Annotated in this window: 20 protein-coding genes; 6 read left to right on the top strand and 14 right to left on the bottom strand. The window is 71.9% G+C overall.

What is annotated here, in order from left to right; translation table 11 throughout:
- Positions 1-19 precede the first annotated feature (19 nt).
- Genes KI385_RS28330 through afsQ1 form a run of 3 tightly spaced genes read right to left on the bottom strand, consistent with a single transcriptional unit; the run spans position 20 to position 3,149 of the window.
- Positions 20-646 (bottom strand): hypothetical protein, encoded by a 627-nt coding sequence (locus tag KI385_RS28330; protein ID WP_238574984.1) that lies wholly within the window; start codon positions 644-646, stop codon positions 20-22.
- Positions 643-2,574: an ATP-binding protein gene (locus KI385_RS28335; protein WP_425357099.1), complete on the bottom strand. Its 1,932-nt coding sequence runs from the start codon at positions 2,572-2,574 to the stop codon at positions 643-645. Before KI385_RS28335 ends, KI385_RS28330 begins: the two co-directional genes overlap by 4 nt.
- Complete coding sequence (gene afsQ1, locus KI385_RS28340; protein ID WP_181924064.1) at positions 2,472-3,149, bottom strand: two-component system response regulator AfsQ1; 678 nt, start codon at positions 3,147-3,149, stop codon at positions 2,472-2,474. The genes KI385_RS28335 and afsQ1 overlap by 103 nt, the downstream gene beginning before the upstream one ends.
- 226 nt (positions 3,150-3,375) lie before the next feature.
- Between afsQ1 and KI385_RS28345 the strand changes: the two genes are divergently transcribed.
- Positions 3,376-4,206, top strand: coding sequence for a SigE family RNA polymerase sigma factor (locus tag KI385_RS28345; RefSeq protein ID WP_238574985.1), 831 nt, complete (start codon positions 3,376-3,378; stop codon positions 4,204-4,206).
- Positions 4,207-4,447: 241 nt separating this feature from the next.
- Here KI385_RS28345 and KI385_RS28350 read toward each other — a convergent pair whose 3' ends face one another.
- Positions 4,448-4,924 carry an OsmC family protein gene (locus KI385_RS28350; protein WP_238574986.1) on the bottom strand — a complete coding sequence of 159 codons (477 nt, stop codon included), beginning with the start codon at positions 4,922-4,924 and terminating at the stop codon, positions 4,448-4,450.
- Positions 4,925-5,062: 138 nt separating this feature from the next.
- Complete coding sequence (locus KI385_RS28355) at positions 5,063-5,707, bottom strand: uridine kinase family protein (protein WP_238574987.1); 645 nt, start codon at positions 5,705-5,707, stop codon at positions 5,063-5,065.
- A 199-nt stretch (positions 5,708-5,906) separates the two neighbouring features.
- On the opposite strand from KI385_RS28355, the gene KI385_RS28360 reads away from it, so the two are divergent.
- Positions 5,907-6,311, top strand: coding sequence for a hypothetical protein (locus KI385_RS28360; RefSeq protein WP_238574988.1), 405 nt, complete (start codon positions 5,907-5,909; stop codon positions 6,309-6,311).
- 72 nt (positions 6,312-6,383) lie between these two features.
- Here the strand turns inward: KI385_RS28360 and KI385_RS28365 are convergent, their stop codons facing one another.
- The 4 genes from KI385_RS28365 to deoC form a co-directional block, all read right to left on the bottom strand.
- Positions 6,384-7,064: a hypothetical protein gene (locus KI385_RS28365; protein ID WP_238574989.1), complete on the bottom strand. Its 681-nt coding sequence runs from the start codon at positions 7,062-7,064 to the stop codon at positions 6,384-6,386.
- A 178-nt stretch (positions 7,065-7,242) separates the two neighbouring features.
- Positions 7,243-8,103, bottom strand: a complete 861-nt coding sequence (locus KI385_RS28370) for an aldehyde dehydrogenase family protein (RefSeq protein ID WP_238574990.1) — start codon at positions 8,101-8,103, stop codon at positions 7,243-7,245.
- Positions 8,096-9,526 (bottom strand): aldehyde dehydrogenase family protein, encoded by a 1,431-nt coding sequence (locus tag KI385_RS28375; protein ID WP_238574991.1) that lies wholly within the window; start codon positions 9,524-9,526, stop codon positions 8,096-8,098. The genes KI385_RS28370 and KI385_RS28375 overlap by 8 nt, the downstream gene beginning before the upstream one ends.
- Positions 9,527-9,533: 7 nt before the next feature.
- Positions 9,534-10,529, bottom strand: a complete 996-nt coding sequence (deoC, locus tag KI385_RS28380; protein ID WP_238577881.1) for a deoxyribose-phosphate aldolase — start codon at positions 10,527-10,529, stop codon at positions 9,534-9,536.
- A gap of 214 nt (positions 10,530-10,743) precedes the next feature.
- On the opposite strand from deoC, the gene KI385_RS28385 reads away from it, so the two are divergent.
- Positions 10,744-11,373 (top strand): PH domain-containing protein, encoded by a 630-nt coding sequence (locus tag KI385_RS28385; RefSeq protein ID WP_238574992.1) that lies wholly within the window; start codon positions 10,744-10,746, stop codon positions 11,371-11,373.
- A gap of 164 nt (positions 11,374-11,537) precedes the next feature.
- On the opposite strand, the gene KI385_RS28390 is transcribed toward KI385_RS28385, so the two are convergent.
- The 3 genes from KI385_RS28390 to KI385_RS28400 form a co-directional block, all read right to left on the bottom strand.
- On the bottom strand, positions 11,538-13,232 hold the full coding sequence (locus KI385_RS28390; protein WP_238574993.1) for a phospho-sugar mutase: 1,695 nt from the start codon (positions 13,230-13,232) through the stop codon (positions 11,538-11,540).
- A 278-nt stretch (positions 13,233-13,510) separates the two neighbouring features.
- Positions 13,511-14,332 (bottom strand): purine-nucleoside phosphorylase, encoded by an 822-nt coding sequence (locus KI385_RS28395; RefSeq protein WP_238574994.1) that lies wholly within the window; start codon positions 14,330-14,332, stop codon positions 13,511-13,513.
- A gap of 179 nt (positions 14,333-14,511) precedes the next feature.
- The gene (locus KI385_RS28400) at positions 14,512-14,949 is read right to left on the bottom strand and encodes a gamma-glutamylcyclotransferase family protein (protein WP_238574995.1); all 438 of its coding nucleotides are present in this window, start codon (positions 14,947-14,949) and stop codon (positions 14,512-14,514) included.
- Here KI385_RS28400 and KI385_RS28405 point away from each other — a divergent pair.
- Complete coding sequence (locus tag KI385_RS28405; protein WP_281066914.1) at positions 14,948-16,534, top strand: NAD(P)H-quinone dehydrogenase; 1,587 nt, start codon at positions 14,948-14,950, stop codon at positions 16,532-16,534. The two genes, KI385_RS28400 and KI385_RS28405, sit on opposite strands and share 2 nt — an antisense overlap.
- A 317-nt stretch (positions 16,535-16,851) precedes the next feature.
- A complete protein-coding gene (locus tag KI385_RS28410; protein WP_281066915.1) occupies positions 16,852-17,838 on the top strand; it encodes a DeoR/GlpR family DNA-binding transcription regulator in 987 nt (328 codons plus the stop codon).
- Between the two features lie 105 nt (positions 17,839-17,943).
- Here the strand turns inward: KI385_RS28410 and KI385_RS28415 are convergent, their stop codons facing one another.
- Positions 17,944-18,495, bottom strand: a complete 552-nt coding sequence (locus KI385_RS28415; RefSeq protein ID WP_128511830.1) for a TetR/AcrR family transcriptional regulator — start codon at positions 18,493-18,495, stop codon at positions 17,944-17,946.
- Positions 18,496-18,927: 432 nt separating this feature from the next.
- On the opposite strand from KI385_RS28415, the gene KI385_RS28420 reads away from it, so the two are divergent.
- Positions 18,928-20,112, top strand: a complete 1,185-nt coding sequence (locus KI385_RS28420) for an alpha/beta hydrolase (protein WP_238574996.1) — start codon at positions 18,928-18,930, stop codon at positions 20,110-20,112.
- A 77-nt stretch (positions 20,113-20,189) separates the two neighbouring features.
- Here the strand turns inward: KI385_RS28420 and KI385_RS28425 are convergent, their stop codons facing one another.
- The gene (locus KI385_RS28425; protein ID WP_238574997.1) at positions 20,190-21,959 is read right to left on the bottom strand and encodes an acetyl/propionyl/methylcrotonyl-CoA carboxylase subunit alpha; all 1,770 of its coding nucleotides are present in this window, start codon (positions 21,957-21,959) and stop codon (positions 20,190-20,192) included.
- Positions 21,960-22,152: the final 193 nt, after the last annotated feature.

Here is a 22,152-nt window from a genome sequence, read left to right on the forward strand (position 1 = left end):
CCGCCCCGGCCGCCCCGGCTCAGCCCTTCTCGGACAGCGGGTCCCCCCAGCCGGCGTTCTCCGCTATGTCCGGATTGGCCAGCACATCCGCGGAGCAGTCATAGCGGTGCGCCGGATCGTCGCCCGGCCCGCCCAGCACCGCCGCATGAGTGCGGCCCAGCGCCGCGTTCGCGCCGTAGGTGCACACCAGCTGCGCCAGCGCGAAGGACGGCAGATCGTCCGGCCGGATGCTCAGCCGCAGCGCATCGGCGGGATCGCCCGCGCGCGGCCCCCGGACCTTCAGATCCGTCGGCAGCGCGCTGCTGAAGCCGGCCTTCTCCTCGTCGGCCGACGGATGCCGCTGCAGCTCGTTCAGCAGGGCCCGGGCGGCCGGCAGCCGCGGATCGGCGTCCGACGCGCCCTTGGCCGGGGGCACCGTCCGCTCCACCTGCGCCAGCGCCGAGCCGCACACCAGATAGACGGTGGCCTGCGTACCACTGGGCGAGCCCGGCGGCGTCTCGTCCGTCGGCGCCTTGCAGCTCACCCGCGAGGGCGCACCGCCCGCGTCGACAGGTACGGACGTGCCCCGGATTCCGCAGCCCGCGGCGGCGAGCGCGAGCGCCGCCGCGCCGGCCGTACGCCGCCATCTCCGCCTGGTCGGCGTCATCGCTCGCCCTCCGTGCCCTCGCCGGCCGCGCCGGCCGGACCGTCGTCCCTCCTGCCGCCGCCCGCCAGCCGGGAGGCGTCCATCGGCAGCCGCAGCGTGAAGACCGCGCCGCCCTCGGGGTGGTTGGCCGCGGTGATCTCGCCGCCGTGGATGTGCGCGTTCTCCAGCGCGATCGACAGGCCCAGACCGCTGCCCTCCGACCGCGGCCGGGAGGCGCTCGCCTTGTAGAAGCGGTCGAAGACATGCGGAAGGACCTCTTCCGGGATGCCGGGGCCGTGATCCCGTACGCGGATCACCAGCTCCCCGCCGCCGGGCCGGCCCTCGTCCGCCTCCTGCTCAAACCCCTCAGGGCCGCCGTCACCGCCGTCGGTATCCGGCTCACCGGCCGTCTCGGGACCGGCCGGACCGCCCGCCCCGGCGCCGCCCGTGACCGCCGAGCCGCCCGTCCTGCCGCCCTCGCCGTCCCCCGCCGCGTCCTCGGTGTGCACGGACACCCGCACCGGCGAGCCACCGTGCTTGAGGGCGTTGCCGATCAGATTCGCCAGGATCACATCGAGCCGCCGCGGGTCCAGCCGGGACACGATGCCGCGGTCCGCGTCCAGATCCACCGCGTCCAGCCAGGCCCGCGCGTCGATACAGGCGGTCACCTGGTCCGCGACATCGACATCGTCCAGCACCAGCCGGGCCGTCCCCGCGTCGAAGCGGGTGACCTCCATCAGATTCTCCACGAGGTCGTTCAACCGCCGGGTCTCGCTGACCACCAGCTGCACCGCGGGCGCGATCATCGGATCGAGGGAGTCGGCCTCCTCCTCCAGCACCTCGGAGACCGCGGTGATCGCCGTCAGCGGAGTCCGCAGCTCGTGCGACATATCGGCCACGAACCGCCGGGACGCCGCCTCGCGCCCGCTCAGCTCCTCGACCCGCTTCTCCAGACGCTCCGCCGTACGGTTGAACGTACGGGACAGATCGGCGAGTTCGTCCGTGCCGGTCACCCGCAGCCGGGTGTCCAGACGCCCCTCGCCCAGCTGCCGCGCCGCATGCCCCAGTCGCTGTACGGGCCGCAGCACGGTCGTCGCGGCGGCCTGCGCCAGCAGCGCCGAGCCGACCAGCGCGAGCGCCGTCGCGATCCCCAGCGACCAGGCCAGCGAGTTGAGGTCCTGCTGCTCGGTGGCCAGCGACTTCATCATGTAGCCGGTCGGTCCGCCGCCGATCACCTTCGCCCCGGCGACGAGGTAGGGGGTGTCCCCGACCTCCTTGCGCTGCCAGTACAGATGGTGCTCGTAGCGGTTGGACTCATCGACCGGGCGCACCTCGTTGACCGCGGTACGCAGCGACGTGGGCACGCTCTTGAGCGTCAGCAGATCCTTGTCGGTGGTGGCCGCGCAGTCCTTGCCCTCGCGGTCCACGCCGATCAGCAGCACCGCGTAATTCTGCGGCCCGCCCGCTATCTGCCGCGCCGCGTCCTGGAGTTCTGCGCACCGCGGGTGCAGCGGCAGCGACCGCGTACTGTCCTCCAGCGACTTTCGGAAATCCTTGAGGACGGCGTTCTGTGTGCGGTCCAGAACGGTGTTGCGGTTGAGCCAGTACGCGATACCGGACGCGGAGACCGCGGCGGTCAGCGCCACCAGCGCGAACACCACGACCAGCCGCAGCCGCAGACTGGTCCAGCGCAGCAGCCCCGACGCCCGGCGCAGCAGCCGCGGCGCCCGCCGCCTGCCCGCGGGCGCCTGCGGCGCTTCGTTCCTGCCGTCCGTGCCGTCCGCCCCGCCCGTGCCGTCCGCCCCGCCCGCGCCGTCCGCCGTCCCGCGCTCCGTGAAACGTTCCCTCACTGCGGGGAGTCCAGCCGGTAGCCGACGCCGCGGACCGTACGGATCAGTGTCGGCGAGGACGGTACGTCCTCCACCTTCGCGCGCAGCCGCTGCACACAGGCGTCCACCAGACGCGAGTCGCCCAGATAGTCGTGCTCCCACACCAGCCGCAGCAGCTGCTGCCGGGAGAGCGCCTGGCCGGGCCGGCGGCTCAGCTCCAGCAGCAACCGCAGCTCGGTCGGTGTCAGTTGCAGATCCTCGCCGTTCTTGGTGACGGTCATCGCCGACCGGTCGATCACCAGCGAGCCGAACGTCGCCGAGTCGTTGGACTCGCGCTCGCCACGGCGCAGCACGGCCCGGATCCGGGCGTCCAACACCCGCCCCTGGACCGGTTTGACGACATAGTCGTCCGCACCGGACTCCAGCCCCACCACGACGTCGATGTCGTCGTTGCGCGCGGTGAGCAGGATGATGGGCAGCTGGTCCGTACGCCTGATCCGCCGGCACACCTCGAAACCGTCGATGCCCGGCAGCATCACATCCAGCACGATCAGGTCCGGGCGCTGCTCGCGCAGCAGTTTCAGGCCGTCCTCGCCCGTCGCCGCGGTCACCACACGGTGACCCTGGCGGGACAGCGAGAGTTCGAGGGCCGTGCGGATGGCGTCGTCGTCCTCGATCAGCAACAGGAAAGGCACGTCAGCCATTCTGGCCCATGGGACGCCGGGACATCGACCAGTGGCGCTCTCGTACACAAGGCCCGCACTCGTCGCGCCCCGGCGCGGGGCGGACCGGCCCCCTGTGACAGGGCTGTGACAGTCGGCGGACAACGCGATGAAACTGGCTTGGCAGTCTTTTGGGCACCGGGAGAGATCAACACCCCGGACACACCGAACGAGCTGGCTCTACGACGGGGGGCGCGAGATGAACACACTGCACGGCACCACTTCCAGCGCAGTTATCACGCGGCTCCATGACGTCGTACGGCCGGAGAAGTCCAGTGCCGGAGGGCGCGGGTGCGCTCGCGGCGCCGGGCGTCAGCGGCCGCCCTTCATGGTGGCCATCGACGCGACGACGGTGGGGATCAACGGGGGAACCGGGGGGCACGGGGGAAACGCCTCCCACGGGGGAAACGCCTCCCACGGGGGAAACGCCTCCCACGGGGGAAACAACGGGGGAGCGGAGTACGGGGAGGCCACGGGGGAACGGCGCTCCGCGTCGGAGGCGGCCGAGGCCGAAGCGGCCTTCACCGCCTACGTCCAGGAGCGCCGCGCCTCCCTGTACGCCACCGCCTACCACCTGACCGGCGACCGCTACGAGGCCGAGGACCTGCTGCAGAGCGCGCTGTTCTCGACCTTCCGGGCGTGGGACCGGATCAGTGACAAGGCGGCGCTCGGCGGCTATCTGCGGCGCACCATGACCAATCTGCACATCAGTGCCTGGCGCCGGCGCAAGCTCAACGAATACCCGACCGAGGAACTGCCGGAGACGGCCGGCGACGTGGACGCGATGCGCGGCACCGAGCTGCGCGCCGTGCTGTGGCAGGCGCTGGTCCGGCTGCCCGAGACGCAGCGCACGATGCTGGTGCTGCGCTACTACGAAGGCCGCACGGACCCGGAGATCGCGGACATTCTCAACATCAGTGTCGGCACGGTGAAGTCGAGCATCTGGCGCGCCCTGCGCCGGCTGCGCGAGGACGAGGTCCTCAGCTTCGGCCGTGACGAGGAGGAGTCCTTCGGCGAGCTGGTGGCCTGAAGGATCGGGGGAAGCCCGAGGGGGCAACGGGGAAAGCCCGAGGGGGAACGGGGATACGGGGGAACCGGCGGAAGCGGAGCGATCAGTGCTCCGCGGAGGCCGGGCGTATCGGGGGATACGGGGGAAAGTACGGGGGAGCACGGGGGAAAAGAAGCGGGTTCGGGCGGCCGGGGGGTCTGTCCGAACCCGCTTCTTGCTGTGTGCGTGCCGCGGCCGGCAGGGGCGCCGCGGCCGGGCAGGGCTACGCGCCCCGGACCGTCACCACCGGCTCGTGCCGCACCGGGAAATTCACCGAGTTGGCGATGAAGCACTTCTCGTGCGCATCGCCGTGCAGCGTCCGCGCCCGCTCGGCATCGTCGGCCGAGGCCACCTCGACCCGCGGCCGCAGCACGACCTCCGTGAACCGTCCGCCGCCCGCGCCGTCCTCCGCCATGGTGCCCTCCGCGTCGTCCGTGTACGCGACGATGACCACACCCTCCAGCGCACTCAGCGCCAGATACGACAGCATGTGGCACTGCGCGAGCGAGGCGAGCAGCAGCTGCTCGGGATTCCAGCGGTCGGCCGTGCCGCGGAACGCCGGGTCCGCGGTGCCCGGCAGCGGTGGCGGGCCCTCGGCGTGCACCTCGTGATCCCGGTCGTACGCGCGATAGTTGCTGGTCCCGGAGCCGGTGTTGCCGGTCCATGTGACGCTGGTGCGATAGCTGTGCTGCCTGGGCATCTGCCTGCATCCCCTCTTCGCCGTCGGCCGCCGTTCGGGCCGCGCCCGGCGAGCGTACGTCCGTGCGCGTCGGGAGCGCAGGGCCGTGTGCGTCAGGAATGTACGGCCGGGCGCGTCAGTGACGTACGGCCGCGCGGGTCAGGAACGTACCGCCGTGCCCACCGCATCCGCCGTCTTCGCGGCCGATATGCGGGCTAGCGCCTCCGGCTTGGCGCACGCGTGCGCGCCCAGCGCGGTGTGCCGGGCGACGATCGACCGCTCGTTGCGCAGCAGCCGCAGTCCGCGGCGTACGAGATACGGGGCCGACTTGCGGCCCTCGCGCAGATCCCGGGCCAGCCGCCGGCGGAAGGTGGTGGAGGGGCGGCCGCGCAGACACAGCGCATCGGCCAGCAGCCCCGCCGCGCGGCAGTCCGCGATGACATCGGCGGCGAAGATGCCCTCCGCGATGAACAGCGGGGCGCCGCCGAGGTCGAGCCCCGAGGCGCCGACCCGGGCGCTGACGGAGATGTCGTACACGGGGACGTCGGTACGTCCCGTACGGCACAGCGCGTCGATGGCCGCGACGGCCGCGCCGGCGTCCCAGGAGAGCGGCGAGTCCCAGTCGGCGCCGCCGCCCTCGGGCAGTTGCGGCAGCGTCGGGTCCGTCCCCTCCTTGTAGAAGTCGTCGAGATTGAGGACGGAAAGGCCGCTCTGCGCGGCCAGGGACGTCTTGCCGGAACCGGAGGGCCCGGTCAGCAGGACGACGCGGGCGGCGGGCGGCCGTGTGGAGGAGTGGGAGCTCACGGGTACTCATTGTCGCGTATTGCGCTGTGTGGGGTACCCCTGGCGCGCGAGGTGGATCGGCCCTCGCCCCCTCAACTACGCTACGCAGTCAATCGATTACCCGAACCCTCTCGCCCCGCACGGTCACGTACAGCCCCGTACGGCACTCGAACCACCCCGTACCGCCCCGTAAGGCACTCGAACCACAGGCAGGTGGCACATGCCCTCCCACGCACGTCCCAAGCCCAGCCGCATCCCGCGCACTCTGCTGCGCGCGGGCCTGGTGATCTCCGCGGCCGGTTCCGCGATCGCGGCGGGCGGTGCGGCGTCGGCGGGCGCGGCCCCCGCGCCCGCCCCGGCGCGCAGCACCGACACCGGCAAGACGGCCTCGGCGCTGACCGGCGCGCTGCTGCACTCCACGGCCGGCGGCATCGGCCCACTCAAGAACATCCAGCTGGACCCGCTGGCCAACACGCCCGTCGACCCGCTCGCCAACGCAGTCAGCACTCAGGTCGCCGACTTCAAGCCGCTGAGCACCTCCCTGGTGACCGGCAACCTCTCCCGCGGCGCCGCCATCAGGGACGTACCGCTGGTGAAGCACGTGGCGAAAATCCTGCCGGGGTGAGGCCCGGGCGCCGGCCGGCGTCGGCGGGCGCGACCCCCGCGCCCGCCGACGGAGCCGCGGCCGGTCCGCGGATCAGCGCCCGTAGAAGGCCGCGATCAGCGCTTCCATGTCGTCCTTGAACGAACAGCCGAGCGCCAGCCACGAGCCGTCGACGAAGACCAGATCGAAGCGGCCACGGGGGAACGTGGTGCGCGGCCTGGGCCGCAGCTCCGCGATGTTCGAAAGCGCTGTCTGGGCGGCGAGTTCCAGCTCGGGCGGGCGCTCCCGCCACCCGGTGGCCTGGTCCGTCAACACGAACAGCCGGCGGTCGGTGATCGCCTGGTGCCGCGGGGTGCCGCCCGCGTTGGTGACCTGGACGTGGAACCGGCCGGCCATGCTCGTCCAGTCGCCCTCCATGGGCTTGCCGAACATCATGCGCTCCGCGGCGTCGTCCACAGCGTCCTCGAAGTTCTCCTGAGCCTGGCTCAGCCCCTCCGCGATGTTCCCGACCGCGCGCGACAGCGGGTTGTTGACCAGCCGGTTGTCGACCAGCCGGCTGGTGGCCGCCCGGCCGAGCGGCCGCGACACCTTGTCGAGGGCGCTGCTCAGTGTTCCCCAGGCCCGCTTCTCGCCCGACGACTGCTTCCGGGGAGCCCGCAGATGGGCGGGCACGAGCGGGAGGTTGGGGTAGACGCAGTAGTTCCTGGCCTCCCGCAGCACCTCGCCCGGGTGGAGGAACGGGCGGCAGGGCGTCAGATGGTCGATCTTCGGCATACGGTCACTCTCCTCGGTTCCGGGCGGCGACAAAGGCCTCTCTCGACGAGGGGGGCGTCCATGGCGCGGGCATGATCATCTTAGTGAAGAGAGCGGACAGCTGTGCGGGGCCCCAGCCGTTCGGCCGGGGCCCCGCACAGTCGATTTCGCAGTCGTCACAAGGGCGACGAACCTGGCGCTAGACGCCCATCGGATGCCACACCGTCTTCGTCTCCAGGAAGGCCAGGAGGCGGTCGGTGCCGGGGTCCGCGGTCCAGTCCGTCGTGCCCGGGCGCAGCACCCGCTTGAGGTTGTCGGCCGCGGCCGTCTCCAGGTCCTTGGCCGATCCGGCGTCGGCGCCCGCGAGATCGATGGCGTTGACGTCCTGGTGGGCGGCGAGCGGGGCCGCGAGCTCCGCCGTACGCCCGGAGAGGATGTTGACCACGCCGCCGGGGAGGTCGGAGGTGGCCAGCACCTCGGCCAGGGAGAGGGCGGGCAGCGGGGAGTCCTCGGAGGCCACCGCGATCACCGTGTTGCCGGTGACGATCGCCGGGGCGATCACCGAGACCAGGCCGAGGAAGGACGACTCCTGGGGGGCCAGGACGGCGACCACACCGGTGGGCTCGGGGGAGGAGAGGTTGAAGTACGGGCCGGCGACCGGGTTGGCACCGCCGGCGATCTGGGCGACCTTGTCGGACCAGCCCGCGTACCAGACCCAGCGGTCGATCGCCGCGTCCACCTGGGCGGTGGCCTTGGACTTGGACAGTCCCTCGGCATCCGCGACCTCGGCGATGAACTGGTCGCGGCGGCCCTCCAGCATCTCGGCGATGCGGTAGAGGATCTGGCCGCGGTTGTAGGCCGTGGCGCCCGACCAGCCGCCGAACGCCTTACGGGCGGCGACCACCGCGTCCCGGGCGTCCTTGCGGGAGGCCAGCGGCGCATTGGCGAGCCATGCGCCCTTCGAGTCGGTCACCTCGTACACCCGCCCGCTCTCGGACCGGGGGAACTTCCCCCCGACGTACAGCTTGTAGGTCTTGAAGACGGAGAGTCGGTCAGACATTGAGGTACGCCTCCAGACCGTGGCGGCCGCCCTCGCGGCCGAAGCCCGACTCCTTGTAGCCGCCGAAGGGCGAGGCCGGGTCGAACTTGTTGAACGTGTTGGACCAGATGACGCCCGCGCGCAGCTTGCTCGCCATCCACAGCATCCGCGAGCCCTTCTCCGTCCAGATGCCGGCGGAGAGGCCGTACGGGGTGTTGTTGGCCTTCTCCACGGCCTCGGCCGGGGTGCGGAAGGTCAGCACGGACAGGACCGGGCCGAAGATCTCCTCGCGGGCGATGCGGTGCGCCTGGGTGACGCCCGTGAAGAGGGTCGGCGCGAACCAGTAGCCGGAGCCGGGGAGCTCACAGGCCGGGGCCCAGCGCTCGGCGCCCTCGGCCTCGCCCGCCTCCACCAGCGCGGTGATACGGGCCAGCTGCTCGGCGGAGTTGATGGCGCCGATGTCGGTGTTCTTGTCGAGCGGGTCGCCGACGCGCAGGGTCTGCATCCGGCGCTTGAGGGCGTCCAGCAGCTCGTCCTGGACCGATTCCTGGACGAGGAGGCGGGAGCCCGCGCAGCAGACGTGGCCCTGGTTGAAGAAGATGCCGTTGACGATGCCCTCGACGGCCTGGTCGATGGGGGCGTCGTCGAAGACGATGTTCGCCGCCTTGCCGCCCAGTTCCAGGGTCAGCTTCTTGTCCGTACCGGCGACCGTACGGGCGATGGCCTTGCCGACCTCGGTGGAGCCGGTGAAGGCGACCTTGTTGATGTCGGGGTGCGCGACCAACGCGGCGCCCGTGGAGCCGTCGCCCGTGATGATGTTGACGACGCCCTTGGGCAGGCCCGCCTGGCGGCAGATGTCCGCGAAGAACAGCGCGGACAGCGGGGTGGTCTCGGCGGGCTTGAGGACGACCGTGTTGCCGGTCGCCAGCGCCGGGGCGATTTTCCACGCCAGCATGAGGAGCGGGAAGTTCCAGGGGATGACCTGGCCCGCGACGCCCAGGGGGCGCGGGTTCGGGCCGTAGCCCGCGTGGTCGAGCTTGTCGGCCCAGCCCGCGTAGTAGAAGAAGTGCGCGGCGACCAGCGGCAGATCGGCGTCGCGGGACTCGCGGATCGGCTTGCCGTTGTCCAGCGACTCCAGGACGGCCAGCTCGCGCGAGCGCTCCTGGATGATCCGGGCGATCCGGAAGAGGTACTTGGCGCGCTCGGCGCCGGGCAGTGCGGACCACTTCTCGAAGGCCTTGCGGGCGGCCTTCACGGCGCGGTCGACGTCGTCGGCGTGGGCCTGGGCGACCTCGGAGAGGACCTCCTCGGACGACGGGGAGACGGTCTTGAAGACCTTGCCGTCGGAGGCCGGGGCGAACTCGCCGTCGATGAACAGGCCGTAGGACGGCGCGATGTCGACGACCGCGCGGGACTCGGGTGCGGGTGCGTAATCGAAGGTCATGGGTGCCTCAGTCCACCGTGACGTAGTCGGGGCCGGAGTAGCGGCCGGTGCTGAGCTTCTGGCGCTGCATCAGCAGGTCGTTCAGGAGGCTGGAGGCGCCGAAGCGGAACCAGTCGGCGGTCAGCCAGGGCTCGCCGAGCGTCTCGTTGACCATCACCAGGTACTTGGTGGCGTCCTTGGTGGTACGGATGCCGCCGGCCGGCTTCACCCCGACCTGGACGCCGGTCGCGGCGTGGAAGTCGCGGACCGCCTCCAGCATGAGGAGGGTGACCGGCGGGGTGGCGTTGACGGCGACCTTGCCGGTCGAGGTCTTGATGAAGTCGGCGCCCGCGAGCATCGCGAGCCAGGAGACCCTGCGGACATTGTCGTACGTCTGGAGCTCACCGGTCTCGAAGATGACCTTGAGGTGGGCCGCGCTCCCATCGGGGCGGGCGCACGCCTCCTTGACGGCCTTGATCTCCTCGAAGACCTCCATGTAGCGGCCGGAGAGGAAGGCGCCCCGGTCGATCACCATGTCGATCTCGTCGGCGCCGGCCGCGACCGCGTCACGGGTGTCGGCCAGCTTGACCGGCAGGGCGGCGCGGCCCGCCGGGAAGGCGGTGGCGACGGACGCGACATGGATGCCGGAGTCGCCCAGCGCCTCCTTGGCCGTCGCGACCATGTCGGGGTAGACGCAGATCGCCGCGACCTTGGGGGAGGTGCGGTCGGTGGGATCGGGGTGGATGCCCTTGGCGCACAGCGCCCGGACCTTGCCCGGGGTGTCCGCGCCTTCGAGGGTCGTCAGGTCGATCATCGAGATGGCGAGATCGATGGCGTACGCCTTCGCCGTGGTCTTGATCGAGCGGGTGCCGAGGGTGGCGGCGCGGGCCTCGAGGCCGACCGCGTCGACCCCCGGGAGGCCGTGGAGGAAGCGGCGCAGCGCACCGTCGTCGGCGGTCACGTCCGCCATTGACGCCAGACGCCCCGCGGCTTCCTTGCCGTATGCGGGAACAGTGATGGGCATGGTCACGAGGGGAGCATATCTACGCGCGTAGCGCCATGTCATCCCCCTCGGAGGTCCGAATCCGGATGGTACGGGAGCCCGCCGGGGCGGGAACATGCCCGGTCACAGGCACCGCGCAGGACCGTGACGGGCGCCGGGGCGCGTCCGCCGCCACCGCCCGAATGATGCCGTAACGCAATGTCCGGCATCCGGACGGTCAGGCAGAATCGGCGACATGACGCGCCAGGAACGGTCCACCCCGCCTCAGCAGCAGTACGCCGAGCGCAGCTACCGCTCGCCCGCCGCCCTCGTCGGCGGCGTCCTGCTGCTCCTGCTCGGACTCTGGCTAGGCGGCGACGCGCTGCTGCGGGGTGCCGCCGACACCAAGCTCACGGCGCTGTTCGCGCTGCTGCTCGGCGCGCCGCTGGTCGTCGCCTACACCGTGCGCCCGCTGGTCAGGGCGGGCGAGGACCGGCTGACGGTGCGTAACCCGTTCCGTACGATCACGCTGCCGTGGGGCGCCGTCCAGGATCTGCGGGCGTCGTTCTCCACCGAGGTGTCCACCGCCGGCGGCAAGTACCAGCTGTGGGCCATCCCGGTCTCGCTGCGGCAGCGCAAGAAGGTCAGCCGGCAGGCGATGCGCGGCGCCGACGCGTCCCGGCCCCGCTTCGGGCCGAACGCCGACGCCGGCGGCCCGGTGCCGCGCGCCATGGCCGACCAGGCCCTCGACGAACTGCGCGAGATCAAGGAGCGCGCCGCGGATCGCGAGAGCGCCCAGGGCGAGCCGGTGGTGCGCTGGTCCTACGCGGTCATCGCGCCGGCCGTGGTGGGTGCGGTGGGGCTGGCCGTGATGATCGCGCTCTGAGCGCCTGAGCGCCGTCCTCGCGCACGCCGTGCTCTTGGCGCGCCGCCGTACAGCAGCGTCGTCCACGCGCCCGGGCAGGCCGTAACAGACGCGGGCCCGCCCCTCGTACGAGAGGCGGGCCCGACCCACGACATCGCCGCTTGCCCGACCGGGCGGACCGCGTGTCAGATACCGGCCGCCGCCGACACGTCCCGCTTGATCGCGGCCAGTGCCGCGGCCGCCTGCGTGCGGGCCTCGGGCAGGGCCTGGGCCGAGGCCACCGGGACCACGACCTCCAGGTAGCACTTGAGCTTGGGCTCGGTGCCGCTGGGGCGGACCACGACGCGGGCGGCCTCGATGCCGGCCTCCGGCGAACCGGACAGGTAGTAGCGCAGGCCGTCGGTCGGCGGCAGCGACTCGGTGCCCTGGTTCAGGTCGTCGGCCCGTGACACCGTCAGGCCCGCCAGCGCGGCCGGCGGCTGTTCGCGCAGCCGCCGCATGGCGTCGGCGATCAGCGACAGGTCCTCGACGCGGACCGAGAGCTGGTCGGTGGCGTGCAGTCCGCATTCCACCGCGAGGTCGTCGAGCAGGTCGCCGAGCGTGCGGCCGGTCTGCTTCAGCTCCGCCGCCAGCTCGGTGACCAGCAGGGCGGCGGTGATGCCGTCCTTGTCGCGTACGCCTTCGGGGTCGACGCAGTAGCCCAGCGCCTCCTCGTAGGCGTACCGCAGGCCGTCCACCCGGGCCAGCCACTTGAAGCCGGTCAGGGTCTCCTCGTACGGGAGCGCCGCGGCGGCCGCGATCCGGGACAGCAGCTGGGAGGAGACGATCGTGGTCGCGAAGGTGCCGGACGCCCGCTTGCTCACCAGATGCGCGGCGAGCAGCGCGCCGACCTCGTCGCCGCGCAGCATCCGCCAGCCGTCCGGCGTGCCGGGGGCCGGGACGGCGACGGCGCAGCGGTCCGCGTCCGGGTCGTTGGCGATCACGATGTCCACGTCGCCGGCGCCCAGGGAGCGCGCGGCGGCGAACGCGAGATCCATCGCGCCGGGCTCCTCCGGGTTGGGGAAGGCGACCGTCGGGAAGTCAGGGTCCGGCTCGGCCTGCTCCGCGACGACCGTCGGCGCCGGGAAGCCGGCCCGGGCGAAGGCGGCGACGAGGGTGTCCCGGCCGACGCCGTGCAGGGGCGTGTAGACGACCTTGGTGTCCCGGGGGGAGCCGGGCGTCAGCACCGCGTCCGTACGGGCCAGGTAGGCGGTCAGCACCGCGTCGTCGAGGGTTTCCCAGCCGGACCCGGGCCGCGGTACGTCGGCCAGCGAGCGGACCGCCGCGATCTCGGCGGCGATCTCGCCGTCCGCGGGCGGCACGATCTGCGAGCCGTCGCCCAGGTAGACCTTGTAGCCGTTGTCGCGCGGCGGGTTGTGGCTGGCGGTCACCTCGACGCCGGCCACCGCGCCCAGGTGCCTTATCGCGAAGGCCAGGACGGGCGTGGGCAGCGGGCGCGGCAGCAGCGCGGCGCGCAGGCCCGCGCCGACCATCACGGCCGCCGTGTCGCGGGCGAAGTCGGCGCTCTTGTGGCGCGCGTCGTAGCCGATGACGACGAGCCCCGAGCCGTCGCCCTGTGCCTTGAGGTACGCGGCGAGGCCGGCCGCGGCGCGGATGACCACCGAACGGTTCATCCGCATCGGGCCCGCGCCCAGCTCACCGCGGAGCCCGGCGGTGCCGAACTGCAGGGTGCCGGCGAAGCGGGCGGCCAGTTCGCCGGCGATCTCGGCGTCGTCGGCGGCTTCGATGAGCTTGGACAGCTCGTCCCGGGTCTCCGGGTCGGGGTCCTCGGCCAGCCATGCCTTGGCCCGGGTGATCAGCTCCGCGGGATCGGTAGCCACGTGATGCTCCTGACGGTGGATACGGGTGGGGGGCGCGCTGAGGAGTGCCGATGAGGCGGGCTCGTCCGGCTCGTCACGTTTACCCCGTACGCGCGAGGATCGAGCCGCCGAACCGGCCAATCCGGCCAATGCCGGTCAACGCCGGTCGATGCCGCTCGATGGCAGCGTGCGGCAGGCGGCGGGCCGGCCCGGCGGGTGGCGTGCCGGCCGATCTTCACGGATCAGCCCGCGCCGCTGTGTGCGCACCCGCCGGCCGTCGGCCGTCCTGCTCTGGTGGCTCAGAGCTTGCCGAGCACCTGGGCGAGCAGGCTGCCCATCCGGGTCGCGGAGTCGCGGCCGGCCTGGAGCACCTCTTCGTGGTTGAGCGGCTCGCCCGTCATACCGGCGGCGAGGTTCGTCACCAGGGACAGACCGAGCACCTCGGCACCGGCCTCGCGGGCCGCGATGGCCTCCAGGACCGTGGACATACCGACCAGGTCGGCGCCCAGGGTCCGGATCATCTTGATCTCGGCGGGGGTCTCGTAGTGCGGGCCGGGGAACTGGGCGTAGACGCCCTCCTCCAGGCTCGCGTCGACCTCCTTGCACAGCGCGCGCAGCCGCGGCGAGTACAGGTCGGTCAGGTCGACGAAGTTCGCGCCGACGATCGGGGAGGTGGCGGTGAGGTTGAGGTGGTCGCTGATGAGGACCGGCTGCCCGGGGCGCATGCCCTCGCGCAGACCGCCGCACCCGTTGGTGAGGACGACGGTCTTGCAGCCGGCCGCGACGGCGGTACGGACGCCGTGCGCCACGGCGGCGACACCGCGGCCCTCGTAGTAGTGGGTACGGCCCAGGAAGACCAGCGCCCGCTTCGCGCCGACCTGGTACGAGCGGATCTTGCCGCCGTGTCCTGCGACCGCGGGCGGCGGGAAGCCGGGCAGCTCGGTGACGGGGAATTCGTACTCGGGCGCGCCCAGGGCCTCGGCGGCCGGGGCCCAGCCGGAGCCCATCACCAGGGCGACGTCGTGGGTCTCGGCGCCGGTCAGCTCGCGCAGGCGGGCGGCGGCGTCGGCGGCGGCGCCCTGCGGGTCGCGCGCGATGTCCGGGGTAACAGATGCGTTCACGCGGACGAGGGTAGCCGGTAATCCCCTACGCGCGTAGATGTCGCTGCTCACGGTACTCGGATCGTTGTCTTGTGGCATCCGCCAAAAGCCGGCCCGGGTGCGCGGCGCCGCCCGTACGGCGGCGGCCCTCGCCGGTTCCTCGCCGGTTCCAGGCCGTCCCCCGTATTACGGCCCGCCCCTCAGCAGGGCCGCTTCCGCAGCTCCATCACATAGTCGTGCGGTGCGCCCGCCGACTCCGCGGCATCCGCGATCTCGCCCAGATAGCGGGCGGACGGCAGACCGCCCTCGTAGCCGTTGAGGACATAGATCCACGCCGTCTCGTCGCCGTCGAGGGTGTGCACCCGCACCCGCATCCGGCGGTAGATCTCCAGGCCGACGCCCTCCCAGCGGTCCATGGACTCCTCGTCCATGGGGGCGATGTCGTAGAGCGCGACGAAGAGCTGGGAGTCCGGGTCCTCGACGACCGTCGCCAGTGCACCCTCCCAGCCCATCTGCTCGCCGCCGAAGGTGAGCCGCCAGCCGTTGAGCCAGCCGGTGCCGCGCAGCGGCGAGTGCGGTGCGCGGCGGGACATCAGCCGCGCGTCGAGGTTGCCGGCGTACGCGGCGTAGAGCGACATGGTTCCGAGGGTACGGGAGGTTGCCCCTCGGGCTCGTGGTAGCGGGGGTTCGCACAACACGGCGGTGCGGAGCCACCCCGGGGCCCGGAAGGCGCGCAGACCGCCCCCGGGCGAGAGCAAGGTTCGGGCGTGCGGGACAATGGAGTACGTGACTCGGATCGTGATCATCGGTGGCGGACCCGGCGGATACGAAGCGGCCCTGGTGGCCGCCTCTCTCGGCGCGGAGGTGACCGTCGTCGACTGCGACGGTCTGGGCGGGGCGTCGGTGCTCACCGACTGCGTGCCGTCGAAGACTCTTATCGCTACGGCCGAGGTGATGACGACCTTCGACTCCTCGTACGAGGAGCTCGGCATCATCGTCGAGGACGACACCCCGCACATCGACCGGCCGGCCCGGGTCGTCGGCGTCGACCTCGGCAAGGTCAACCGACGAGTCAAACGCCTCGCACTCGCCCAGTCGCATGACATCACCGCCTCCGTGACCCGCGCCGGCGGCCGGGTCATGCGCGGTCGCGGCCGTCTGGAGCCGGGCCAGGCGCCGGACGGTTCGCGCAAGGTGACGGTCACCGCCGCCGACGGCACCTCGGAGGGGCTGATCGCGGACGCGGTGCTGATCGCCACCGGCGCGCACCCCCGCGAGATCCCGGACGCCCTGCCCGACGGTGAGCGGATCCTGAACTGGACGCAGGTCTACGACCTCGACGAGCTGCCCGAGGAGCTCATCGTGGTGGGTTCCGGTGTCACCGGTGCCGAGTTCGCCGGCGCCTATCAGGCGCTCGGCTCCCGCGTCACCCTCGTCTCCTCCCGTGACCGCGTGCTGCCGGGCGAGGACCCGGACGCCGCCGCCGTCCTGGAAGATGTCTTCCGCCGCCGCGGTATGAACGTGATGGCGCGCTCCCGGGCCCAGTCCGCCAAACGGGTCGGCGACCGCGTCGAGGTCACCCTCGCCGACGGCCGGACCATCTCCGGTACGCACTGTCTGATGGCGGTCGGCTCGATCCCCAACACCGAGGGCATCGGCCTCGAAGCGGCCGGCGTCAAGCTCAAGGACTCCGGTCACGTGTGGACCGACAAGGTCTCCCGCACCACCGCCCCCGGTGTGTACGCGGCCGGCGACTGCACCGGCGTCTTCGCGCTGGCGTCCGTCGCCGCGATGCAGGGCCGGATCGCGATGTACCACTTCCTCGGTGACGCGGTCACCCCGCTGAACCTCAAGACCGTCTCCGCGAACGTCTTCACCGACCCGGAGATCGCCACCGTCGGCTACTCCCAGGCCGATGTCGACAGCGGCAAGATCGACGCCCGGGTCGTGAAGCTCCCGCTGCTGCGCAACCCGCGCGCCAAGATGCAGGGCATCCGCGACGGCTTCGTGAAGCTCTTCTGTCGTCCGGGCACCGGCATCGTCGTCGGCGGTGTGGTCGTCTCCCCGCGCGCCAGCGAGCTGATCCACCCGATTTCGATCGCGGTCGACAACAATCTGACGGTCGAGCAGATCGCCAGCGCCTTCACGGTCTACCCGTCGCTGTCCGGTTCGATCGCCGAGGTCGCCCGTCAGCTCCACAGCCGCAAGACGGCCGGCGAGTAGCCGCGAAAGACCCGCGAACAGCCCACAGAGAGTCGCCGGGCGGACGGCAATGAGCGATTGAAATCTTTGTGCCCCCACTGAGCACTTGGGATGAAACGTCCCTGCGGGGAGGGTGACCGGGTCATCCTGGGGGTCTGCCGCGGTGAGCTCCCCCAAGGGTGCTGACCAGGTAGCAAGCAGGTCGCACCGCCCGGCAGTTCGACATTCGCCCGACATATGCACACCGCATACCACGTCACGCTCCGCGGTGTGAACAACTTCCGTTAATTGGTGCAACCTGCTGAAAACAGACGGTCGTTGGCGTTACTGTCAGTTTCGTGTTCGCTGCAGAACGTCGCCAATTGATCCTTGAAATGGTGCGCGCCAACGGAGCGGTATCGCTCCGGGAGCTCGCCCGCGTCGTCCAGACCTCCGAAGTAACCGTACGGCGGGACGTGCGGGCGCTGGAGGCAGAGGGACTGCTCGACCGCCGGCACGGCGGTGCGGTCCTGCCGGGAGGTTTTACCCGCGAATCCGGTTTTCCACAGAAATCCCATCTAGCGACCGCGGAGAAAACGGCCATCGCCGATCTCGCGGCGGGCTTCGTCGAAGAGGGCGAGGCCATTGTCGTCGGTGCGGGAACCACGACCCAGGAGCTGGCCCGCCGGCTCGCCCGTGTCCCCGGCCTGACCGTCGTCACCAACTCCCTGCTCGTCGCCCAGGCGTTGGCCCATGCCAACCGGGTCGAGGTCGTGATGACCGGCGGCACCCTGCGCGGTTCCAACTACGCGCTGGTCGGCAGCGGTGCCGAACAGTCCCTCCAGGGCCTGCGGGTGTCCCGCGCCTTCCTGTCGGGCAGCGGGCTGACCGCCGAGCGCGGCCTGTCCACCTCCAACATGCTCTCCGCGAGCGTCGACCGGGCGCTCGTCCAGGCGGCGGGGGAGGTGGTGGTGCTCGCCGACCACACCAAGCTCGGCTCCGACACGATGTTCCAGACCGTGCCGACGGATGTGATCACCCGCCTGGTCACGGACGAGCCACCGGGCCACGACGACCGCGCCGCCACGGAGCTTCAGGCGCTGGCCGACCAGGGCGTGCAGATCGCTGTCGCCAGCGGTTCGGGCGCGGGCCACGGGCCGGGCCAGCCCGGCCTGGACGGCGGCGCGGGGGAGCGCAGGGGCCCACGGCGGGACGTCCCGCTGCCGGGCCAGCGGCGCAGCCACCCGCCGGGCGGCGGAGGCGGCGCGCCACAGCTGCGCTCGGCCACGCCACTGACCGAGGCATCGGGCGGCCGGGTCGCCGATCTGGCCCCACGACGCCGCTGAGCGGAGGAGCCGGGGGCGCGCCGGGCAACGGGCGCGCCACCTCGGAGCCCGAAGGCGCTTCGGAGAGCTCCCGGCCGTGATCCACCAGGGACTACGGGACAGCCCTTAGCTCTCCGCCTTCAGCCCGCTCAGGGTGAGCGTCAGCAGCCGGTCGGCGAGCTTCGGATCGTCCGGGGACTCCTCGACGGCCAGCGCGATGCCGTTGGTGAGCTGCATCAGATCGCTGATGCTCACATCGGGGCGCACTGCCCCGGCCCGCTGGGCGCGGGTCAGCAGCGCGTCGCCGGCCTCGCGCATCGGCACGCTGCACCGCGCCATCCCCGAGCTGTCGTCCGCCGACGCCGTCATCAGCGCGCGCGACAGCCCGCGGTAGGTGCTGGCGTGCGTGATGATCGCGCGCAGCCATTCGACCAGTGCGGCGCACGGCTGCGGCGCATCGGCCAGCTCCCTGGCGTAGGTCAGCAGGGCGTCCACCTCGCCCTGGAAGACCGCGCCCATCAGGGCGGTGCGGTTGGGGAAGTGCCGGTAGAGGGTGCCGATGCCGACGCCGGCGCGGCGTGCGATGTCCTCCAGCGAGGTGTCCGTGCCGTGCTCGGTGAAGGCCGTGCGCGCCTCGGTCAGCAGCCGCTCGTAGTTGCGGCGCGCATCGGCTCGCATCGGGCGTACGTCATGCGTGCGCGCAGGTACGGTCGCCACCGCACCTCGCGTCGCCTGCCGCTGCCCTGCCGTCTCGGTCGCCATCGCCGTCCTCCCTCGACCCGGCCGGTTGCGGTCCGGTGGCTCCAGCATGCCATTGCCCCATCGGAGGGGGCCCCGGTGCCGTACGCACGAGGTGTCGGAGGCGTCCTCCGCCGGGGCCGGGCGGGTCCCGCCGCCCCCTGGGGTGGACGGCCGGCGGACCGGGCATGAAGTCCCGGCATACCCCGGTGGTCGCGCGGCCGAACACCTCGGCGGCGTCGCAACGTCACGCCGCCAAGAGGCATCAAACCTGGCGCAATGAGGTCTTCCGGGCTCTCCCGGAGGCCCTGGAATACGCCGTGGCGGACCGCCGGGGGAGCGGGCGACGGCGCGGAACATCTGGGGAACGTCATGGGACTGACCAGCCGATCGCTGTTGTACGCCATGGCCGCGGTCGCCGTGGTCTGCGTAGGACTCACGCTCTGGCTGTGGCCGCGGTTCGCCGGGCGCGGACCGCGGGCGCTGCTGGGGCGGCTCGGCTCGATCGCCGCGACCCAGCTGACCATCGTGGCGGCGCTCGGCCTCGCGGTGAACGCCAACTTCCAGTTCTACGCCTCCTGGCACGAGCTGCTCGGCCTGTACGACGACGCGCCCGCCGCCCACGGCAAATGGGGCAACGCCGGTACCGCCGGGCCCGCCGGGGACCCGTCGAAGGGCCTCGTCCAGACATCGGGCCCGGACGGCCTGGACAAGGTGCACGGCCTGCCGAAGGGCCCGCCGGAGCAGTCGGGCAAGGTCGAATCCGTACGGATCGTCGGCAAGCGGACCCGGGCGGTGGACCCGGCGTATGTCTATCTGCCGCCGCAGTACTTCCAGCCGCAGTACGCCCGCCAGCGGTTCCCCGTCATCGTCGCGCTCAGCGGCTACCCGGGCGGCACCTTCCTGCTGGGCCAGCATCTGCGGCTGCCGCAGACCGCCGCCGGGCTGATCCGCGCCGGCAAGATGCAGCCGACCGTGATCGTGATGCTGCGGCCCACCATCGCGCCGCCGCGCGACACCCAGTGCGTCGACGTACCGGGCGGCCCGCAGGCCGAGACCTTCTTCGCCCGCGATGTGCCGGACGCGCTGAGGTCGCACTACCGCGTCGGCCACGACCCCGGCGGCTGGGGCGTCCTGGGCTACTCCTCGGGCGGCAGCTGCGCGCTCCAGCTGACCATGCGGCACGACCGTACCTACACCGCGGCGGCCGCCCTCTCGCCCGACTACAAGGTCAGCAACGACCCCACGACCGGCGACCTCTTCGGCGACGGCCAGGACCGGGTGCGCCGCCGCCAGGAGCACGATCTGATGTGGCGGCTGCAGCATCTGCCCGCCCCGCAGGTGAGCGTCCTGGTGGGCACCAGCCGTACGGGCGAGAAGAACTATCCGGCGGCCCAGGCCTTCCTGGCCGCGGTCAAACCGCCGATGAAGGCCGACTCGATCGTCCTCGACCACGGCAGCCACAACTTCGCCACCTGGCGGCGCGAACTGCCCGCCGCGCTCCAGTGGATGGACAAGCAGCTGACGTTCCCGGAGGACGTGGTGGGCAACTCCTAGGCCTGTGCGGACAGACGTGCGGGGCTCCCGGCAGTCGGTTGCCGGGAGCCCCGCACGTGGTCCGAAGTGCTACCGCGTCAGTCCTTGATCTCGCAGATCACCGCGCCGGAGGTGAGCGCCGCGCCGACCTCGGCGGTCAGGCCCTTGATGGTGCCGGAGCGGTGCGCGTTCAGCGGCTGCTCCATCTTCATCGCCTCCAGGACGACCACCAGCTCGCCCTCGGCGACCTGCTGGCCCTCCTCGACGGCGACCTTGACGATGGTGCCCTGCATCGGGGAGGCGAGCGCATCGCCGGATGCGGCGCTGCCGGCCTTCTTGGTGGCCTTGCGCTTGGGCTTGGCGCCACCGGCGACCGCGGCGCGGGCCAGTGGCATCCCGAGCGAGGACGGCAGCGAGACCTCCAGGCGCTTGCCGCCGACCTCGACGACGACCGTCTCACGGGTGTCGGCCTCGGCCTCGTCCGCGCCGGGCGCGGCGAACGGCGTGATCTCGTTGACGAACTCGGTCTCGATCCAGCGGGTGTGGACCGTGAACGGGCCGTCGGAGCCGGTGAGTTCGGGTGCGAACGCCGGGTCCTTGACCACCGCGCGGTGGAACGGAATGGCGGTGGCCATACCCTCCACATGGAACTCCGACAGCGCGCGGGCGGCGCGCTGCAGCGCCTGCTCGCGGGTGGCGCCGGTGACGATCAGCTTGGCCAGCAGGGAGTCCCAGGCCGGGCCGATGACCGAACCGGACTCCACGCCGGCGTCCAGGCGCACGCCGGGACCGGCGGGGGCGTCGAACCTGGTGACCGTGCCGGGCGCCGGAAGGAAGTTGCGGCCCGGGTCCTCACCGTTGATACGGAACTCGAAGGAGTGGCCGCGCACCGCCGGGTCGTCGTAACCCAGCGCCTCGCCGTCGGCGATCCGGAACATCTCGCGGACCAGGTCGAGGCCGGTGACCTCTTCGGTGACCGGGTGCTCGACCTGGAGGCGGGTGTTGACCTCCAGGAAGGAGATGGTGCCGTCCTGGCCGACGAGGAATTCGCAGGTGCCGGCGCCCTCGTAACCGGCCTCCTTGAGGATGGCCTTGGACGCGCGGTACAGCTCGTCGTTCTGCTCGTCCGTCAGGAACGGGGCCGGGGCCTCCTCGACGAGCTTCTGGTGGCGGCGCTGCAGCGAGCAGTCACGGGTCGAGACGACGACCACGTTGCCGTGCTTGTCGGCCAGACACTGGGTCTCGACGTGCCGCGGGCGGTCCAGGTAGCGCTCGACGAAGCACTCGCCGCGGCCGAAGGCGGCGACCGCCTCGCGCACCGCGGAGTCGTACAGCTCCGGGACCTCGTCGAGCGTACGGGCGACCTTCAGACCGCGGCCGCCGCCACCGAAGGCCGCCTTGATCGCGATCGGCAGGCCGTGCTCCTTGGCGAAGGCGACGACCTCCTCGGCACCGGAAACCGGGTCGGGGGTGCCGGCGACCAGCGGCGCGCCGGCGCGCTGGGCGATGTGCCGCGCCGCGACCTTGTCGCCGAGGTCGCGGATGGCCTGCGGGGGCGGGCCGATCCAGGTCAGCCCCGCGTCGAGGACGGCCTGCGCGAACTCGGCGTTCTCGGAGAGGAAGCCGTAACCGGGGTGGATGGCGTCCGCGCCCGAATCGGCGGCGGCGGCCAGGACCTTGGCAATGTCCAGGTAACTGGTGGCAGGTGTGTCACCGCCCAAGGCGTATGCCTCGTCCGCCGCGCGTACGTGCAGAGCGTCCCGGTCGGGGTCGGCGTAGACGGCCACGCTGCCGATCCCCGCGTCCCGGCAAGCACGGGCAACGCGAACAGCGATTTCGCCACGGTTGGCGATGAGCACCTTGCGCACGATGGGGGTCCTTCCTTGGCGCTTCGCCGCAACTAATGGATGCGGCGATTTTAGGGACTGGCGACACCGCGTGCCGACCCGTTCCCTGGGGTGAGCTTGCCCACACGGAGTGTGTTCGGGGCGCCAGTGAGGGACCTAAGCCCCCTGGTATCCCAGGGTAGGCCCGGATTCCTGGGCTCCGACCCGCGTCCCG

The sequence above is a fragment of the Streptomyces inhibens genome (assembly GCF_022221585.1).
In the GTDB taxonomy this organism is placed as follows: domain Bacteria; phylum Actinomycetota; class Actinomycetes; order Streptomycetales; family Streptomycetaceae; genus Streptomyces; species Streptomyces inhibens.

Bases quoted from the DNA above. Each gene is read 5' to 3' on its own strand.
- KI385_RS28400 (WP_238574995.1), bottom strand. From the start codon at position 14,949: ATGTCGCTCTACGCCGCGTACGCCGGCAACCTCGACGCGCGGCTGATG.
- KI385_RS28360 (WP_238574988.1), top strand. From the start codon at position 5,907: ATGCCCTCCCACGCACGTCCCAAGCCCAGCCGCATCCCGCGCACTCTG.
- KI385_RS28405 (WP_281066914.1), top strand. From the start codon at position 14,948: ATGGTTCCGAGGGTACGGGAGGTTGCCCCTCGGGCTCGTGGTAGCGGG.
- KI385_RS28415 (WP_128511830.1), bottom strand. From the start codon at position 18,495: ATGCGAGCCGATGCGCGCCGCAACTACGAGCGGCTGCTGACCGAGGCG.
- KI385_RS28385 (WP_238574992.1), top strand. From the start codon at position 10,744: ATGACGCGCCAGGAACGGTCCACCCCGCCTCAGCAGCAGTACGCCGAG.
- KI385_RS28420 (WP_238574996.1), top strand. From the start codon at position 18,928: ATGGGACTGACCAGCCGATCGCTGTTGTACGCCATGGCCGCGGTCGCC.
- KI385_RS28375 (WP_238574991.1), bottom strand. From the start codon at position 9,526: ATGACCTTCGATTACGCACCCGCACCCGAGTCCCGCGCGGTCGTCGAC.
- KI385_RS28345 (WP_238574985.1), top strand. From the start codon at position 3,376: ATGAACACACTGCACGGCACCACTTCCAGCGCAGTTATCACGCGGCTC.
- KI385_RS28370 (WP_238574990.1), bottom strand. From the start codon at position 8,103: ATGTCTGACCGACTCTCCGTCTTCAAGACCTACAAGCTGTACGTCGGG.
- deoC (WP_238577881.1), bottom strand. From the start codon at position 10,529: ATGCCCATCACTGTTCCCGCATACGGCAAGGAAGCCGCGGGGCGTCTG.
- KI385_RS28365 (WP_238574989.1), bottom strand. From the start codon at position 7,064: ATGCCGAAGATCGACCATCTGACGCCCTGCCGCCCGTTCCTCCACCCG.
- KI385_RS28350 (WP_238574986.1), bottom strand. From the start codon at position 4,924: ATGCCCAGGCAGCACAGCTATCGCACCAGCGTCACATGGACCGGCAAC.
- KI385_RS28330 (WP_238574984.1), bottom strand. From the start codon at position 646: ATGACGCCGACCAGGCGGAGATGGCGGCGTACGGCCGGCGCGGCGGCG.